General features: G+C 67.9%; 15 protein-coding genes. 5 read left to right on the forward strand and 10 right to left on the reverse strand.

The window, feature by feature from the left end:
- Positions 1–40: 40 nt before the first annotated feature.
- The 4 genes from RS901_RS10660 to RS901_RS10675 all read right to left on the reverse strand — a co-directional run bounded on the left by RS901_RS10660 (position 41) and on the right by RS901_RS10675 (position 3,960).
- A complete protein-coding gene (locus tag RS901_RS10660) occupies positions 41–775 on the reverse strand; it encodes a nicotinate-nucleotide adenylyltransferase (RefSeq protein ID WP_316148738.1) in 735 nt (244 codons plus the stop codon).
- Between the two features lie 10 nt (positions 776–785).
- Positions 786–1,697: an oxygen-dependent coproporphyrinogen oxidase gene (gene hemF, locus RS901_RS10665; RefSeq protein WP_316148739.1), complete on the reverse strand. Its 912-nt coding sequence runs from the start codon at positions 1,695–1,697 to the stop codon at positions 786–788.
- Positions 1,698–1,875: 178 nt separating this feature from the next.
- Positions 1,876–3,144 (reverse strand): phosphoribosylamine--glycine ligase, encoded by a 1,269-nt coding sequence (purD, locus tag RS901_RS10670; protein ID WP_316148741.1) that lies wholly within the window; start codon positions 3,142–3,144, stop codon positions 1,876–1,878.
- Between the two features lie 90 nt (positions 3,145–3,234).
- A complete protein-coding gene (locus RS901_RS10675) occupies positions 3,235–3,960 on the reverse strand; it encodes a YebC/PmpR family DNA-binding transcriptional regulator (protein WP_316148743.1) in 726 nt (241 codons plus the stop codon).
- A 228-nt stretch (positions 3,961–4,188) separates the two neighbouring features.
- Here RS901_RS10675 and RS901_RS10680 point away from each other — a divergent pair, with 228 nt between their 5' ends.
- Positions 4,189–5,715 carry a DUF853 domain-containing protein gene (locus RS901_RS10680; RefSeq protein ID WP_316148745.1) on the forward strand — a complete coding sequence of 509 codons (1,527 nt, stop codon included), beginning with the start codon at positions 4,189–4,191 and terminating at the stop codon, positions 5,713–5,715.
- A gap of 50 nt (positions 5,716–5,765) precedes the next feature.
- On the opposite strand, the gene RS901_RS10685 is transcribed toward RS901_RS10680, so the two are convergent.
- The 6 genes from RS901_RS10685 to RS901_RS10710 all read right to left on the reverse strand — a co-directional run bounded on the left by RS901_RS10685 (position 5,766) and on the right by RS901_RS10710 (position 13,616).
- The gene (locus RS901_RS10685) at positions 5,766–5,930 is read right to left on the reverse strand and encodes a DUF3149 domain-containing protein (protein WP_013955903.1); all 165 of its coding nucleotides are present in this window, start codon (positions 5,928–5,930) and stop codon (positions 5,766–5,768) included.
- 128 nt (positions 5,931–6,058) lie between these two features.
- Complete coding sequence (gene upp / locus RS901_RS10690) at positions 6,059–6,709, reverse strand: uracil phosphoribosyltransferase (protein WP_013955904.1); 651 nt, start codon at positions 6,707–6,709, stop codon at positions 6,059–6,061.
- 212 nt (positions 6,710–6,921) lie between these two features.
- The gene (locus RS901_RS10695) at positions 6,922–8,322 is read right to left on the reverse strand and encodes an MFS transporter (RefSeq protein WP_316148748.1); all 1,401 of its coding nucleotides are present in this window, start codon (positions 8,320–8,322) and stop codon (positions 6,922–6,924) included.
- A 619-nt stretch (positions 8,323–8,941) separates the two neighbouring features.
- Positions 8,942–11,821, reverse strand: a complete 2,880-nt coding sequence (locus RS901_RS10700; protein WP_316153464.1) for a c-type cytochrome — start codon at positions 11,819–11,821, stop codon at positions 8,942–8,944.
- 50 nt (positions 11,822–11,871) lie between these two features.
- Positions 11,872–12,369 (reverse strand): (2Fe-2S)-binding protein, encoded by a 498-nt coding sequence (locus RS901_RS10705; RefSeq protein ID WP_316148750.1) that lies wholly within the window; start codon positions 12,367–12,369, stop codon positions 11,872–11,874.
- 86 nt (positions 12,370–12,455) lie between these two features.
- Positions 12,456–13,616 (reverse strand): FAD-dependent monooxygenase, encoded by a 1,161-nt coding sequence (locus RS901_RS10710; RefSeq protein WP_316148751.1) that lies wholly within the window; start codon positions 13,614–13,616, stop codon positions 12,456–12,458.
- 347 nt (positions 13,617–13,963) lie between these two features.
- Here RS901_RS10710 and RS901_RS10715 point away from each other — a divergent pair, with 347 nt between their 5' ends.
- From RS901_RS10715 to RS901_RS10730, 4 genes are read left to right on the forward strand one after another with little or no spacing between them, the layout of a single operon-like run.
- Positions 13,964–14,716 carry a maleate cis-trans isomerase family protein gene (locus tag RS901_RS10715; protein ID WP_010812897.1) on the forward strand — a complete coding sequence of 251 codons (753 nt, stop codon included), beginning with the start codon at positions 13,964–13,966 and terminating at the stop codon, positions 14,714–14,716.
- An 11-nt stretch (positions 14,717–14,727) separates the two neighbouring features.
- Entirely contained in the window at positions 14,728–15,558 is an 831-nt protein-coding gene (locus RS901_RS10720; protein ID WP_316148756.1) for an alpha/beta hydrolase, read from the forward strand.
- 13 nt (positions 15,559–15,571) lie between these two features.
- On the forward strand, positions 15,572–16,651 hold the full coding sequence (locus RS901_RS10725; protein WP_316148757.1) for a 2,5-dihydroxypyridine 5,6-dioxygenase: 1,080 nt from the start codon (positions 15,572–15,574) through the stop codon (positions 16,649–16,651).
- Positions 16,644–17,279 carry an N-carbamoylsarcosine amidohydrolase gene (locus tag RS901_RS10730; protein ID WP_010812894.1) on the forward strand — a complete coding sequence of 212 codons (636 nt, stop codon included), beginning with the start codon at positions 16,644–16,646 and terminating at the stop codon, positions 17,277–17,279. Before RS901_RS10725 ends, RS901_RS10730 begins: the two co-directional genes overlap by 8 nt.
- The last annotated feature ends 2 nt before the right edge of the window (positions 17,280–17,281 follow it).

The raw sequence follows: 17,281 nt of genomic DNA on the forward strand, positions 1-17,281 counted from the left end.
GATCGGTTGGGGGTGGGCGCCGGGATTGGTGCAACCCCGGTCATGCCCTGGCCGGGGCGTTGCGGTACAGCCCGTGGTTGGCAATGTAGTGTGCCACGCCGGGCGGCAGTTGGTCATCTGCCGGCTGGCCGGCTGCCAGCCGCTGGCGCAGGTGGGTGGAAGACAGGTCGACGGCGAGCGTCTGGTCGATCCACATCCGGCCGGAGGGCGTGCATTGTATCAGGTGCGTGTCAGCCTGGCGTTCGGCCAGTGCCGCCAGCACCGGACCCTCCAGTGCCGCCAGCTCAAAACGCGGCCGCGTGGCGGTGCACAGGTGCACATGTTCGAACAGGGCCTGCCAGCCGTGCCAGGTGTGCAGGCGCAGCAGCTGGTCGGCGCCCATCAGCCAGCACAGCGAGGCTTCGGGGCCGTATTCGGCGCGCAGCTGGCGTACGGTGTCGATGGTGTAGCTGGGGCCGGCGCGGTCCACTTCCATGCGGCTCACGCGGACCTTGGCGCCGCTGTCGCCAAGTGCTGCGGCGGCCAGTTCGGTCATGGCCAGGCGGTCGGCGGCAGGGGTCACGTCGTCGCCTTTTTGCCACGACTGGCCGGTGGGAATCCACACCAGCTCATCCAGCCCAAGGTGTTCGATGCACAGCCGCGCCAGTGCCAGGTGGCCGACATGGGGGGGATCAAAAGTGCCGCCAAGGATACCCAGGCGATAGGGGCGGGCGGACGGTTGCGGCGGTTCTCCCGCGTCGGGGGCGGGTTTGCGGTGTTGCGCTGGATTGGCCATAGGTCAGGCGTCAGGCCCAGTCGCGCGCCGGCAGGAAATCGGTGTACAGCGCCGCTTCGGGGCTGCCCGGTTCCGGTTGCCAGTCATAGCGCCAGGTCACCAGCGGCGGCATCGACATCAGGATGGATTCGGCGCGTCCGCCCGACTGCAGGCCGAACAGCGTGCCGCGGTCGAACACGAGGTTGAATTCGACGTAGCGCCCGCGCCGGTAGGCCTGGAAGCCGCGCTCGCGCTCGCCGTAGGGCGCGTCCTTGCGCGCCTGCAGGATCGGCAGGTAGGCGTCCAGGAAGGCGTCGCCGACGGCTTGCATCATGGCGAAGCTGCGCTCGAAGCCCAGCGCGGAGAAGTCGTCGAAGAAGATCCCGCCCACGCCGCGCGCCTCGTTGCGGTGGCGCAGGAAGAAATACTCGTCGCACCACTGCTTGAAGCGCGGGTACAGGTCGTCGCCGTAGGGGGCCAGCGCCTGCTGGCAGGTGCGGTGGAAGTGCGTGCAGTCGCCGGCGTCGCCGTAGTAGGGTGTCAGGTCCATGCCGCCGCCGAACCACCATACCGGCTCGGCCCCCGGCTTGACCGCCAGGAAGCAGCGCACGTTCATATGGACCGTGGGCACATAGGGATTGCGCGGGTGGAATACCAGCGACACGCCCATGGCCTCGAAGCTGCGCCCGGCCAGCTCCGGCCGGTTGGCGGTGGCCGACGGTGGCAGGGTGTCGCCGCTCACGTGCGAGAAGCCCACGCCGGCGCGCTCCATCACCGCACCGCCTTCCAGGATGCGGGTGCGGCCGCTGCCGCGCAGGCGTTCGGTGGGCGGTTTCTCCCAGGCGTCGGTCAAGAACGGCTGGCCGTCGATGGCACCGATGGCATCGGTGATGCGGTCTTGCAGACCGAGCAGATAGGCACGGACTGCCTGGGAATCGATCATGGTTGGCGGAAAGCGGATGGACCGGGCTGAAAGCGCCCGGCAGCTTTGCTGGCTGCCGGGTGCGTCACAGCGTTGTCACGATTGTACCGGCTGGGGCGGCTGGCGGGTCGCGCAGGTCCAAAGCTGGCCGGCAAGGCGGATCAGCCATGCCGGCCGGAACGGCGTTTGCCGGGAAGGATCAGCGCTTGATGGCGCGGTAGCCGATGTCGGTCCGGTACTGCATGCCGTCGAAGCGGATCTGCTCGACCGCGGCATAGGCGGCGCGCTGCGCTGCCTTGACGGTGTCGGCCAGGCCCACCACGCACAGCACGCGCCCGCCCGAGGTCAGCAGGGTGCCGTCCTTGAGGGTGGTGCCGGCGTGGAAGGTCACGCTGTCGTCGGTCTCGGCCGGGATGCCGGTGATGGCATCGCCCTTGCGCGGGCTGTCAGGATAGCCGTAGGCGGCCATCACCACGCCCAGCGCGGTGCGGCGGTCCCAGTCCAGCTCGATGCTGTCGAGCTTGCCGTTGACGGCGTGCTCCATCACATCGACCAGGTCGGTCTTCAGGCGCGCCAGGATCGGCTGGGTTTCTGGGTCGCCCATGCGGCAGTTGAACTCCAGCGTCTTCAGGTTGCCGTCCTTGTCGATCATCAGGCCGGCGTACAGGAAGCCCGTGTACGGGATGCCGTCCTTTTCCATGCCGCGCACGGTCGGCAGGATGATCTCGCGCAGCGCGCGCGCATGCAGCGCGGGCGTGACCACCGGGGCGGGGGAATACGCGCCCATGCCGCCGGTATTGGGGCCGGCGTCCGCGTCCAGCAGGCGCTTGTGGTCCTGGCTGGTGGCCAGCGCCAGCACGTTCTTGCCGTCGACCAGCACGATAAAGCTGGCTTCCTCGCCGTCCAGGAACTCTTCGATCACCACGCGCGCGCCGGCGTCGCCGAGCTTGTTGTCGGCCAGCATCATGTCGACCGCGGTGTGCGCTTCTTCCAGCGACATCGCCACCACCACGCCCTTGCCCGCGGCCAGGCCGTCGGCCTTGATCACGATCGGAGCGCCCTGCGCGTCGATGTAGGCGTGCGCCTGGGTGGCGTCGGAGAAGGTCTGGTAGGCGGCGGTCGGGATGCCGTGGCGCTCCATGAACGCCTTGGCGAAGTCCTTGGACGATTCCAGCTGCGCGGCGGCCTGGGTGGGCCCGAAGATGCGCAGGCCCTTGGCGCGGAAGATATTGACGATGCCGGCGGCCAGCGGGGCCTCGGGGCCGACCACGGTGAAGGCCACGCCCTCGCGCTCGGCAAAGGCGGCGATGACCTCGGGATCGGTCAGCGGAACATTCTGCAGGCGCTTGTCGAGCGCGGTCCCGCCGTTGCCCGGCGCGACGTACACCACCTGCACCTTGGGGGACTGGGCCAATTTCCAGGCCAGCGCGTGTTCACGTCCACCCGAGCCGACAACCAATACTTTCATGATCCACTGCCAGAAAAGATACGCATGCAAAAAGGCGGCAGCTTGGATCTGTGGAGCCGGGCTGCCGCCGAGGGGGCTTGTTACTCTGTTTTAGTCTTCGATCACCGCGTTGGTGAAGACTTCCTGCACGTCGTCCAGGTTTTCCAGGGCGTCGAGCAGTTTCTGCATCTTGACCGCGTCGTCGCCGCTGAAGCTGACTTCGTTCTGCGGCTTCATCAGCACGTCGGCCACTTCCGCCTTGAAGCCGGCGACTTCCAGCGCGGCCTTGACCGCCGAAAAATCGTTGGGCGGGCAGGTGACTTCGATCGAGCCGTCGTCGTTGGTGACGACATCGTCGGCGCCGGCTTCCAGCGCGGCTTCCATCAGCTTGTCTTCCGGCGTGCCGGGGGCATACAGGAACTGGCCGCAGTGGGTGAACATGAACGCCACCGAACCCTCGTTGCCCATGTTGCCGCCGTGCTTTGAGAACGCATGGCGCACTTCGGCCACGGTGCGGGTGCGGTTGTCGGTCAGGCAGTCGACGATGATCGCCGCGCCGGCCAGGCCGTAGCCCTCGTAGCGGATTTCTTCGTAGTTGGCGCCTTCCATGCCGCCCACGCCGCGCTGGATGGCGCGCTGGATGTTGTCCTTGGGCATGTTCGCGTCCATGGCCTTGTCGATCGACAGGCGCAGGCGCGGATTGGAGTCGACATCGCCGCCGCCGAGCTTGGCGGCAACGGTGATTTCCTTGATCAGGCGGGTCCAGATCTTGCCGCGCTTGGCGTCAGCGGCGGCCTTCTTGTGTTTGATATTGGCCCATTTCGAGTGACCGGCCATGATTCTCTCCGAAGCGGAATGCGGTGATCTGCGGTGATGTTGTGCGGGGTCGCCATGCACGCCGTGGCCGGGGCGGCAAAGCCCTCGGACAGCGCGAGCCAGGTGACGGATATGCCTGGCGGCTGGCTATAATCAGCCCAGGATTTTATCACGCGGGCCTGCCCGCGCCGCCCGGATCCACCAGATCCCATCAGACGCTATCAGACGCTTACGGAACCCAGGAACATCATGGCCGACCCCATCCTCATCGCCAAGAACGCCGAACATGAACTGGTGCTGCTGCCGCAGATGGGCAACCGGCACGGGCTGATCACCGGCGCCACCGGCACCGGCAAGACCGTCACGCTGCAGACGCTGGCGCAGGGCTTCTCGCGCCTGGGCGTGCCGGTCTTCATGGCGGACGTCAAAGGTGATCTGACCGGCATTTCGCAGGCCGGCCAGCCATCCGACAAGCTCAAGCAGCGCCTGGCCGACCTGAACCTGCCGGAGCCGGCATGGGGCGCGTGCCCGACCACGCTGTGGGACGTGTTCGGCGAGAAGGGCCATCCGGTGCGCGCCACGGTCTCGCACATGGGCCCGCTGCTGCTGTCGCGCATGCTGGAGCTGAACGACACCCAGCAGGGCGTGCTGAACCTGGTGTTCCGCATTGCCGACGCCAATGGCCTGTTGCTGCTCGACGCCAAGGACCTGCGCGCCATGCTGCAGTACGTCGGCGACAACGCCGGCCAGTTCACCACCGAATACGGCAATATCTCGGCCGCCTCGATCGGCGCCATCCAGCGCGGGCTGATCGCGCTGGAATCGCAGGGCGGGGATGTCTTCTTCGGCGAGCCGATGCTGAACCTGGAAGACTTCATCCAGACCGAGAAGGGCCAGGGCGTGGTCAATATCCTTGCCGCCGACAAGCTGATGAACGCGCCGCGGCTGTACGCCACCTTCCTGCTGTGGATGCTGTCCGAGCTGTTCGAGAAGCTGCCCGAGGCCGGCGACCTGGACAAGCCCAAGCTGGTGTTCTTCTTCGACGAGGCCCACCTGCTGTTCAACGATGCGCCCAAGGCGCTGCTCGACAAGATCGAGCAGGTGGTGCGGCTGGTGCGCTCCAAGGGCGTGGGCGTGTACTTCGTCACACAGAACCCGATCGACATCCCCGACACCGTGCTGGGCCAGCTGGGCAACCGCGTGCAGCATGCGCTGCGCGCCTTTACCCCGCGCGACCAGAAGGCGGTCAAGGTGGCGGCCACCACCATGCGCGCCAACCCCGGGCTGGACCTGGAAACCTCGATCAGTGAACTGGGCGTGGGCGAGGCGCTGGTGTCGTTCCTGGACGCCAAGGGCACGCCCTGCGTGACCGAGCGCGCCTGGGTGCTGGCACCGGGCAGCCGCATCGGCCCGGCGACGGAGGAAGAGCGCAAGCAGCTGATCGCCAGCTCGCTGGTGGCGGGCACCTACGAGAAGACCGTGGACCGCGAATCCGCCTATGAAAAGCTGCGCGGCAGCGTGGCGACGGCCGGCAATGGCAATGGCAAGGGCGCTGGCGGCGCGCCGGCTGGGCAGCCCGCGGGTGAGCAGGACAGCGGCTGGCTCGGTACGGCCGGCGAGATCTTCGGCACGCTGACCAAGGGCACCGGCAAGACCGGCCGCGGCGATTCGATCCTGGAGTCGATGGCCAAGTCGGCCGCGCGCACGGTGGGGTCGCAGGTCGGCCGCGAACTGATCCGCGGCGTGCTGGGCAGCCTGCTGGGTAAGAAGAAGTAAAGACGGACTGACGGAATGACGGAAAGGGCCGCGCGATGCGGCCCTTTTCCTTAGTGGCGCTGCGCCTGTTGCTGCGCCTTGGCCGCTGCCGCGTCCTCGCGCATCTTGCGCGCGAACATCCGCGCAAAGAACCACCCCATGCCGATGATGAAGACGATCACGCCCAGGCTCATCAGGCCGGTGCTGGTACTGAACAGGATCTTGAAGGCTTCCATGCTTGGCTCCCTTTGCGTTGGCGATGGCGGCCGGCGAGGTCTCGCCGGCACTTGCCGCCAGTGTAGGGAGCCCTGTGGCGCGGACTATTGAGGCCGGTCAAGCGAAAGCCAGCCCGCCGCCGCACCACTCAGTTCTTGGTGCCGAACAGGCGGTCGCCCGCATCGCCCAGGCCCGGCACGATATAGGCATCGCCGTCCAGGTGGCTGTCCAGCGAGGCGACGAACAGCTTCACCCCCGGATGCGCCTTCTGGAACACTTCCACGCCCTCGGGGGCCGCCACCAGCGCAACGAAGGTGATGGCCTCGTCCTTGACCCCACGGCGCTTGAGCACCTCCACCGCGTGCGCGGCGGAGTACCCCGTGGCCACCATCGGGTCGCACAGGATGAAGCTGCGGTCTTCCAGGTCGGGCAGGCGCACCAGGTATTCCACCGGGCGGTGCTGCTCGTCGCGGTACACGCCGATGTGGCCGATGCGCGCCGACGGGATCAGCTCGACCAGGCCGTCGCTCATGCCCACGCCCGCGCGCAGCACCGGCACGATGGTCAGCTTCTTGCCAGCGATCACCGGCGCTTCCAGTTCCACCAGCGGCGTTTCGATGCGGCGCGTGGTCAACGGCAGGTTGCGGGTGATCTCGTAGCCCATCAGCAGCGTGATCTCGCGCAGCAGCTCGCGGAAGGTGCGCGTCGACGTTTCCTTGTCGCGCATGTGCGAGAGCTTGTGCTGGATCAGCGGGTGGTCGAGGATGAACAGGTTGGGAAAGCGCGGATCTTGTTTCATGGCTGGCGGCGAGGGCTCGGCGGGATAGGGGCAAGCAGGTGAAGCGGGCGGCGAGATCGGGTCGACCAGCGCGCCGCGCCGTTGCAGCCGGATTGTAATGGAAGCGGGCCGCCACGCCCGTGGCTTCGCTTTCGAGACCCGCCCACGCCAGCGCCGCCGGCGGGCTCCCTGAACGGCCGGGAGCGGCCGGGAGCGGCCGGCGGTGCCCTGCGCTAGTCAAGCGCGCGGTTCTTCGACTCGATATCCACCATGTAGATGGCGATCGCCGCCACGGCAAGAAATGACGAAAGCAGCGCCAGGGCGAGGGTGAACTGGCTGGCCATGATCGGTGCAATGATCGAAGGCGCGAACAGGCCGCCAAAGCGCGCCATCGCGCCGGCAGTGCCCATCCCGCTGGCGCGCAGGTCGGTCGGGTACACCTCGGGCGTGAAGGCGTAGAGAGCGCCCCAGGTACCGAGCAGCGAGAAGCTCATCAGCAGGGTCGAGCCGACCACCAACGCCGGGGACTGGCCCAGGCTGTAGAGCATGCAACCTGCCGCGCTGAGCAGCAGGAAGCCGATCAGGGTCGGCTTGCGGCCCCAGCGCTCGACGCCGTGCGCGGCCAGCGCGAACCCGGGAAGCTGCACCAGCGCGAGCACGATCAGGAAGACCTGTCCACGCATGAAGCCAAAGCCCTGGCCAGCCAGCTTGACCGGCAGATAAACGAAGACGCCGTAGTAGGCGATCGAGATCAGCGCCCAGGCGGCAAGCAGGCAGATGGTGCGGCGCCGGCAGCCGCGCGCGAACAGCGCAAAGACCGACTTGCGCTCCATCGGCTGCGGCTCCAGGTTGCCGATTTCCACGGACACGCGATTGGCGGTGGCGACACGCTGCAGCACCGCGCGCGCCTCGGCTGAGCGCCCCGATTTGTTCAGGTAGAGCGGAGACTCGGGAACAAAGAACCGGAAGACCACGCCGACCAGGGCGGGGATGCCCGTGACGAGGAAGATCAGCCGCCAGGCACCATCGCCTCGCGACACGGCGATCAGCGCAAGAATGGCGAGCAGGATCGTGCCGACGGCCCAGAACGACTCCAGCAGGACCAGCCAGCGGCCGCGCCGGTCCGAGGGCAGGAACTCGGCCATCATGGTGTAGTCGACGGGCAGCGTGCCGCCGACGCCGATGCCGGTCAGGAAGCGCAGCAGCAGCAGCCACTGGAAGTCCGGTGCGAAGGCGGAAGCGACACCGCAGATGGCGTCGATGACCACCGCCATCATCAGCACGGGCCGGCGGCCGATCCTGTCAGCCAGCCGGCCGAACACGAATGCGCCGATCAGCATGCCGACAAAGAACATCGTCCCGGTCTGCAGAGCGGTCGGTATGGGAATGCCAAAGGTCGACGCAATCGACGGCGCGGTGAAGCCGATCGACAGCACCTGCATCGCGTCAGCGAGCCAGACCAGGCCGAAGATGACAAAGAGCCGATACTGGAACCGGCCGACTCCGGCCGCGCGGATGCCTTGCTCGATCGTGATGGTTTGAGCCGACGCTCCCCGCGCGCTGGGCTGTGGGGCCGAGCCTAGCGTGACTTCCGGGATGGTCGTTGTTGCCATGGATGAAATTGATGACGACATGTTGTCTACCTGTCTTTATAGGCTGGTTCTTGAACTCGGACGCACACGTTTATCGAGGCAGGGCCAGGCGGTACTGACTAATGCGTGATGATCACACCGGGGCAATCGCACCGAATTGCAACGAAACGTGGTGAGTACTCCAATTGGCGAGGCTAGAACTGACCCGGTAGCACGCTCGCAACACCTGCTTGGTTCTGATACGACATAGTCACTCCTTGTTGTCTACCCTTGGTTGGTCCAGGCCCGGCCTCCCGGTCGGCGCTGCAGGGGACTATGCAAGCCCCGGGCCAGCGCTTCCGGTGATGTAAAGGGCCAATCTTTTAGTTTTGTTGTCTCGTCTGCCGCTTGCGGCGCGCCGTCCTTGTGCGGGGAGGCACCGCTGCGGGCCACGCGGCACTCATGTAGTGCGCACTACATGATCGTTCAGCGTAAGCTACATGAAACTGGCGGGCAAGGCCGAATTGCGTTTTCCCTCCTCGGGGTTTTCCCGCGCGTGGCGCGCATGGCGCCGGCGCGGGAATGCACGTCCCCCTGCCCGGTGGCGAAGCGCCTTGCCAGGCACGGCGTAGGTGCGGTCAGCGTGGATGCGGAGTGGCGAGCCGGCCCCGCGGGGTCTGCGTTAGTCCTGGTGGGCAGGCATCGCGCGCAGGCGCGCGACGGTGTTCTCCAGGTCCTGCCATGCGGGTTTGTCGGGCGCAAAGCGCGCGCGCAGGTACTGCGCCAGCTGCGCGATCTGCTGGTCGTCGAGCGTGTCGGCATAGGCCGGCATCGCACCCAGTTCACTGTTGGGCGGTGCCGGCATGCCTTGCAGCAGCACCTGGATCACGTTGTCCGGCAGCTTGCTGTGCAGGTTCGTATTGAGCGCGAGCGAAGGCTTGACGCCGAACTGGGCGATGCCCTGGTCCGACTGGTGGCAGACCGCGCATGCGCTCTGGTAGAGGCGTTCGCCGGGACCGCCCAGGGTGCGCGCGGCCTGCGCGCTGCGCTGCTCGATCTGCGCGGCCTGTGCGGCCAGTACGGTGGGCGAGGGCGGTGGCATGCCGAACGAGGCCACGTAGTGCGCGATCGCGCGCACGTCGGACTCAGGCAGTTGCGCCAGTTCCTCGACCACCGGTGCCATCGGTCCGGCCGCGGCGCCATGGTGCGGCGCATAGCCGCCGCGCAGGTAGGTGAACAGTGCCGCCTCGGTCCAGGGCAGCGGTGCGTGCGACAGTGCGCTCAGCGGCGGCGCTTCCCAGCCTTCGGCGCTGCCGCCGGTCAGGTACTGGCGGCCGCCTTGCTCGGCACCGAGCGCGTTGCGCGGCGAATGGCAGGCGCTGCAGTGGCCGAGCCCTTCGGCCAGGTACGCGCCGCGATTCCATTGCGCGGAGCGCGACGGGTCCGGCGTGAAGCGCTCGTTGCGATGGAACAGCAGGTTCCAGCCAGCCAGCAGCGGGCGCACGTTGAAGGGGAACGCAAGCTGCGTCTGCGGGGCTTCGGATTTCACCGGCTCTGCCGACATCAGGTGCCCATACAGTGCCTGCATGTCGCCATCGCTGATCTTCGCGAATGCGGTGTATGGGAACGCGGGATACAAGCGCCGCCCGTCGCGGTGGATGCCCTCGCGCATGGCGCGCTCGAACGCGGCGAAGGACCAGTTGCCGATGCCGGTCTGCACGTCCGGCGTAATGTTGGTGCTGTAGACCGTGCCGAAGGGAGTTTCCAGTGGCAGGCCCCCTGCGTTCTTCACGCCGCCCGGCGCGGTATGGCAGACCGCACAGTCTCCCGCGGCGGCCACCAGCCGGCCGCGTTCGAGCGTGGCCGCGGAATAGAAGCCGGCCTCGGGCAGCGCCACCGGTGCGATCGGCGCGCGCCAGGGCAGCAGCGTGGCGCACACGCCGGCAGCGGCAGTGGCGGCAGCGGCGATCCAGCCGCGTTTGCTGCGCTGGTTGCCGGGCCTGGCTTCGGCCAGCGCCAGGCGGATGCGATCGGCGCTGAAGGGCGGCGCGCGCAGGCGCACGCCGGTGGCATCGTAGATGGCATTGGCCACGGCCGCGGCGGCGGGCATGGTGTCGGTCGGGCTAGCAGCCAGCGCGTCATGCGTGGCGAGCGTGCCGGCCAGGCGGACTTCCGGCAGGGTGCTGCCCGGCACGGCTGGCAGCGTCTGGCTGGCAGGTGGCGCCTCGGCCGGCCAGGTGTCGAAGGCGGGCGTGGCCGACGTCAGCTGCAGGGCAGCATCGGCCACGGCCTGCTCGAGCGAGCGCGCGGACGGCGCGGCTTGTGCGCGTGGCAGCGATTCACTGTCATGCCCCACCGTCACGCGCGTGACCGCCAGCTCGCCGGTGGTGTCGTCGACCTCGACCTCGGCCACCCATGCCGACCAGGTCTGCCCGGCGTCGTGATCGACGGTGTGGGCATAGGCAAAGCCGCGGCCGCGCTGCACGTTGCCGGCCGCTGTGCTGGCGCGGGGCGCGGCCGGTGTCCAGCCGGCGCGCTCGGCCACTTGCCGTACCAGTGCCGTGCCGCGCGCATCGCCGAGATGCGCCAGCCGCAGCGCGACCGGGTCGGTGCCGGAGGCGGCGGCAAGCTCGTCGAGATGGGATTCCCGGGCGAACACCTGGGCCCGGGCTGCCGCCAGTGGCGCGGCATCGGACGCGGCGGCGTTGCCTGTCGCAACCAGGTCGACATGCGGGATGCGATAGGGCGGCATGGCGGTGTCGCCTGCGTGGCCGGCATCGATGCTGTCCGCCACGGGCGATGCCGTATGCGTCAGCCACAGCGCCAGCGGCACGGCCGGGGCGGCGGTGCCCGCCAGTGTTGCGGCGTAGGCTTCGACGGCAGTGCCGGCCAGCGCGGTGTCGACGCGCACATCGAGCGCGGCATCGGCAAGGCCTACATCGGCGGCACACAGCCGACGCATCACGGGCAGTCCGGCGGCGTGGGCCAGCAGGGCCGCGTCGGCGGCGGCGTGCGGCGCGAGCAGCGCGGGGTCCGCGCGGTCGTCGGGCGACTGCCAGCAGGCCAGCACCACCTGTTGCGGCGCGATGCCCAGCAGCGCGGCAAGCTCGGCGCGCAGCGCGCCAGGGCGCGTGCTCGGCAGCCACACGGTCAGCTTGCCGTCGCGCCAGTCGGCGACGGCCGTGCAATACGCCTCAGCGCGGGTGCCGGCCAGCGGCCACTGGTAGTGCTGCGTGCGGCGCGCATCGGCGCTGGCCAGTACCGCATCGGCGTTGCCGCGCCGGGCCAGCGTGAGGCGCGCTACCGGCGCGTCGTCTGCGCGGGGCGGGGCGGACCATCGTGCCCGCAGCGCATGGGTTGCGTTGGTGGCCTGTGCGCCGGACGCCGTTGCCACGCCGGCGAAATTGTTGCGGATGACGACCGCGCGCACGCCCGGCAGCGCCAGCGCTGCTTCGCGCTCCGCGCCCAGCAGGCGTGCCGCCAGCGGCTTGCCGTCGATCCAGCGCAGGCCAGGCGGTGTCAGCACCCGGGCAACCAGGCAGTCGGCGGCGGGCGGCGGCATGCTGCCCGCGACCGCGGTCGCAGGGGTTGCCTGTGGCACGAGCCCTTCGTTCACGATGCCGGCCCCTCGGCCACCTGCCGTTGCAGCACCGCGGCACGTTGCACCGCGCGCACGATTTCCACGTGGGTGCCGCAGCGGCACAGGTTGAAGCGCAGCGCCTCGCGGATCTGGGCCTCGTCGGGATCGGGGTTCTGCGCGAGCAGCGCCTTGGTGGTCATGATCATGCCATTCAGGCAATAGCCGCATTGCGCGGCCTGCTCATCGATAAATGCTCGTTGCACAGGGTCGGGCTGCGCGTCGGTGCCCAGTCCCTCCAGCGTGGTGACGGCGTGCCCGATCACGGCCCTGACCGGCAGCACGCAGGCGCGCGCGGGCATGCCGTCCACCAGCACCGTGCAGGCGCCGCATTGCCCCAGGCCGCAGCCATACTTGGGCCCGTTGCAGCACAGGTCGTTGCGCAGGATGTAGAGCAGCGGCGTGTCAGGGGCCACGCTCAGCGTGTGCTCGGCGTGGTTGACTTGCAATGTCAGGGGGCGGGGCGTGTTCATGGGGGGCTGGGGGCGGTTTGAACATCACGCATCGCTGCGCCGCGCCCCTTCGATGAGGGGCTGCGGCGGGCAGGGTCGGTCAGGCGTCAGGCTGCTGCGGACAGCGTCCCGGTCCCGGCCGACACCAGCGGCACGTTGAAGACATCGTAGCCGAAACACCAGTCGGGGTTCTCGTTGCCGCGCAGCCAGGTGTTGTTGTGCGAGACCAGCTGGACCTTGCTTGCGCGCTCGTTGCGGTTCGCTTCATACAGCGCGAATGCCGAGGCGAAGTCGTCCACGCCGGTCTCGGTGAAGCAGCGCGTGAGCATCGCCGCATCCTCGATCGCCATCGCGGCGCCTTGTGCCATGTGCGGTTTCATCGGGTGGCAGGCATCGCCGAGCAGCACCAGGCGGCCCCGGCTCCACAGCGGCAGCGGGTCGCGCTCCAGCAGCGGCCACTTGGTCACTTCGACAGTGCCTTCGATCAGCGATTGCACACCTTCATGCCAGCCGTCGAACGCCGCGCGCATTTCCTCGATGCTGCTCGGCACCCAGCTCTTGCTCATGTCCCACTCGGGCTCGGGCACGCCGGTGACGTAGTAGATCTCGTCGAGCTTGCTGGTATCGAAGTAGACCATCATGTGGCGGTCGTCGGTCCACCACTTGGTGCAGCGCTCATGCGTGAAGCCCTTGACGCGCGAGATCGGGAACACCGCGCGGTGCGCCACGTAGCCAGTGTACTTGGGCGGCTCGGCGCCCAGCAGCGTCTCGCGGATGCGCGAGTTGACGCCGTCCGCGCCGATCACGATGTCGGCCTCTTCGACCGTGCCGTCGGTGAAGCGCAGCTGCACCACGTCGCCCTGGTCGGTGACGCTTTCCAGCTTCTTGTTGAAGAACAGCGTGTCGGGCGCCACGGCGTCGGTCAGCAGCTTGTGGAAGTCGCCGCGGTGCACGGTCAGGTAGCTGGCGCCGTAGTGGCGCTCCGCGTAGTCGCCCAGCGGGATCTGCGCGATCACCTCGCCGGTCAGCCCGTCGCGGCTGTACCAGTAGTCGGGGTGGCAGCCCATGTCGTTGAGCGCGTCCTCGATGCCGATGCGCCGCATGATCTTCATCACATTGGGCCCCACATGGATGCCCGCGCCCAGGCGCGAGAACGCCGGTGCCTGTTCATACAGCCTGACTTGGAAGCCGGCTCGCTGCAGCAGGGCGGCCGCGGCCGTCCCTCCGAGTCCGGCGCCGACAACTGCGATTCGCGGTTTGCCTTGCACGTTATTTCTCCTGGCAATGACACAAGGTCGATGGGGGCTGGGGCGGCCACTCGGCCGACCGTTGAAAACGAGTGTACACACTCAAAACATCAAAGTAAAAGAAGAAAATTGAGAACCTATGGAAAACCCTTATGGGAATGTGATGGCGCTCGCGCATCGCGCTATATCGGCGAATTAATGCACAAATGCAGGGATTGATTAGTTAAGTATGCACTGAACGAGTGAATTCGCGGCGGCGCAGATTCTGTTTGCCTAGATAAAGTGTGTACACTACAATCAATCGCAGCATGCAGGCCGCCAGGCCGAAGCAGGCAGGGTAGACAGACCAACAGATGACGGAGTCGACAGTGCAGAAAGTTTTCCGAATCGGCCAGATCGTGCCGAGCTCCAACACCACCATGGAAACCGAGATCCCGGCGATGCTGGCCGCGCGCCAGTTGGTGCGCCCGGAACGCTTCACCTTCCACTCAAGCCGGATGCGGATGAAGAAGGTGGTCAAGGAGGAACTGGCGGCCATGGACGCCGAATCCGACCGCTGCGCGGTGGAGCTGAGCGACGCCCGCGTCGACGTGCTCGGCTATGCCTGCCTGGTGGCCATCATGGCGATGGGCCACGGCTACCACCGGGTGTCAGAGCAGCGCCTGCAGGCGCATACCGCCGAGAACGGCGGCGACGCGCCGGTGATCACCAGCGCCGGCGCGCTGGTCGACGCGCTCAAGGTGATGGGCGCGAAGCGCATCGCCGTGGTGGCGCCCTATATGAAGCCGCTGACCGAGCTGGTGGTCGACTACATCCGCAATGAAGGCTATGAGGTGGTCGACTACCGCGCGCTGGAAATCCCTGACAACCTTGAGGTGGGGCGCCATGACCCGGCACGGCTGCCGGAAATCGTCGCGCAGATGAATACGGCCGACGCCGATGTCATCGTGCTGTCGGCGTGCGTGCAGATGCCGTCGCTGCCGGCCGTCGCCAAGGTCGAGGCAATGACCGGCAAGCCGGTGGTCACCGCCGCCGTCGCCACCACCTATGCGCTGCTGAAGCGGCTGGGGCTGGAGCCGGTGGTGCCGGGCGCCGGAGCGCTGCTGTCGGGCGCGTACTAAAGGGGGCGGCCATGGCAGACAGCACCTTTCTCTACGGCGCCAACGTGAACGCCAACGGCATCCGCCAGCACTACCTGCGCTATGGCGGGCAGGGCGGTGCGCGTGCGCAGCGCGATGCCGTCATCATCGTGCCGGGCATCACCAGCCCGGCGGTGACCTGGGGCTTTGTCGGCGAGCAGTTCGGGCAGCAGTTCGATACCTATGTGCTCGACGTGCGCGGCCGCGGCCTGTCGCAGGCCGGCGCTGAGCTGGACTACAGCCTCGATGCGCAGGCGGCCGATGTGATCGCGTTTGCGCAAGCGCTTGGCTTGCAGCGCTACGCCATCGTCGGCCATTCGATGGGCGCGCGCATCGGCGTCCGCGCCGCGCGCGGCAAGCCGGCAGGCCTGACGCGCCTGGTGCTGGTCGATCCGCCGGTGTCGGGGCCGGGCCGCCGCCCGTATCCGTCGCAGCTGCCGTGGTATACCGATTCGATCCGGCTGGCGCGGCAGGGCATCGACGTGGAAGGCATGCGCCACTTCTGCCCGACCTGGACCGAGGACCAGTTGCGCCTGCGCGCGCAATGGCTGCATACCTGCGACGAGCGCGCGATCCTGGCCAGCTTCAATGGCTTCCATGAGGACGATATCCACGCCGACCTGCCGCACGTCGCCGTGCCGGCCCTGCTGATGACCGCGGGGCGTGGGGACGTGATCCGCGAGGAAGACGTGCAAGAGATGCGCAAGCTGCTGCCCGCACTGCTGCTTGCGCATGTCGCCAACGCCGGCCACATGATCCCGTGGGACGACGAGGCCGGCTTCTATCGCGCCTTTGGCGACTTCCTGGGTGCGGCGCTGAACTAAACGAGGAGCGAACATGCCCGTAAGCGATTACGACCTGACCGCGGCGTGGAAGCAGGTGCTGACGCTGTCGAAGCTTGAGCCGGGGCAGACCGTCACCGTGCTGACTGGCGCCGCCACGCATCCGCAGACGTTGCGCACCGCGATGGTGGCGGCGGCATCGATTGGCGCCATCGTCAACCGGCTAGACCTGCCGCCCGTCAATGGCGAAAAGGCCCTCAGCCGCGACGCGCTGGCCTATCTGGGGACCACGCCGCTGACCGGCAACCCGGCCGCCATTGCCGCACTCAAGGCGAGCGACCTGGTGCTGGACCTGATGACGCTGCTGTTCTCGCCGGAGCAGCACGAGATCCTGGCGCAAGGCACCAGGATCCTGCTGGCGGTGGAGCCGCCTGAAGTGCTGGCGCGGCTGGTGCCGACCGAGGCCGACCGTGCCCGCGTCAAGGCGGCGACCGCGCGGCTGGGCAAGGCGCGCGAGATGCATATCGTGTCCGACGCCGGCATGGACCTGCGCTGCCGCCTGGGCGAGTTCCCGGCGATCAGCGAGTACGGCTTTGTCGACGAGCCCGGCCGCTGGGACCACTGGCCGAGCGGCTTCGTGCTGACCTGGCCGGACGAGGGCGGCACCAATGGCACCATCGTGCTGGACCGCGGCGACATCCTGCTGCCGATGAAGTCTTACATTCAGGCACCGATCCGCATCACCGTCGAAGCCGGCTACGTGCGCCGCATCGAAGGCGGCGTGGACGCCGAGCTGCTGGCCGACTACATGGCCTCGTTCAACGACCCCGAAGCCTATGCCATGTCGCATATCGGCTGGGGGCTGCAGCCGCGCGCCAGCTGGTCGGCGCTGGCGATGTACGACCGCGAGGCCACCATCGGCATGGATGCACGCGCCTACGAGGGCAACTTCCTGTGCTCGTTCGGCCCCAACAACGAAGCCGGCGGCAGCCGCACCACCGCCTGCCATATCGACATCCCGGTCCGTCACTGCACCGTCAGCCTGGATGGCGAGCCCGTGGTGGTGCGCGGCAAGGTGATGGACGGCCACCACGCGCCGGCCGCTTCTCTCTACAAGGACGCGCGCCATGGATGACGCCGTGCAGACTTACCAACGCCAGGGCTTTGGCGCGTCGATTCCACTGAAGGCCCCATACGGCCTGCTGATCATCGACTTTGTCAACGGCTTCGCCGATCCGGCGGTGTTTGGCGGCGGCAATATCCCCGAGGCGATCCGCAACACGCAGCCGCTGCTGCGCACCGCGCGCGAGCAGGGCTGGCCGGTGGCGCACAGCCGCATCGTGTTTGCCGACGACGACAGCGACCACAATATCTTCACGCTGAAGGTGCCGGGCATGCTGACGCTGAAGGAGGATGGCCACAACAGCAAGATTGTGCCGGAGCTGGCGCCCGCGCCGGGCGAACTGGTGGTGCGCAAGACGGTGCCGTCGGCGTTCTTCGGCACCTCGCTGGCAGCGTGGCTGACGCAGCGTGGCGTGCAGACGCTGCTGGTGGCGGGTTGCGTCACCAGCGGCTGCGTGCGCGCCAGCGTGGTCGACGCGATGTCGCTGGGCTTCCGCCCGCTGGTGGTGTCGGATTGCGTGGGCGACCGCGCGCTGGGCCCGCATGACGCCAACCTGTTCGACATGGCGCAGAAGTACGCCACCGTGCTGACGCGCGACGAGGCGCTGGCGCAGGTTGCCGGCGTGCGCGCCGCCGCCTGAGG

This window comes from Cupriavidus sp. BIC8F (assembly GCF_032465815.1).
Lineage (GTDB): Bacteria > Pseudomonadota > Gammaproteobacteria > Burkholderiales > Burkholderiaceae > Cupriavidus > Cupriavidus necator.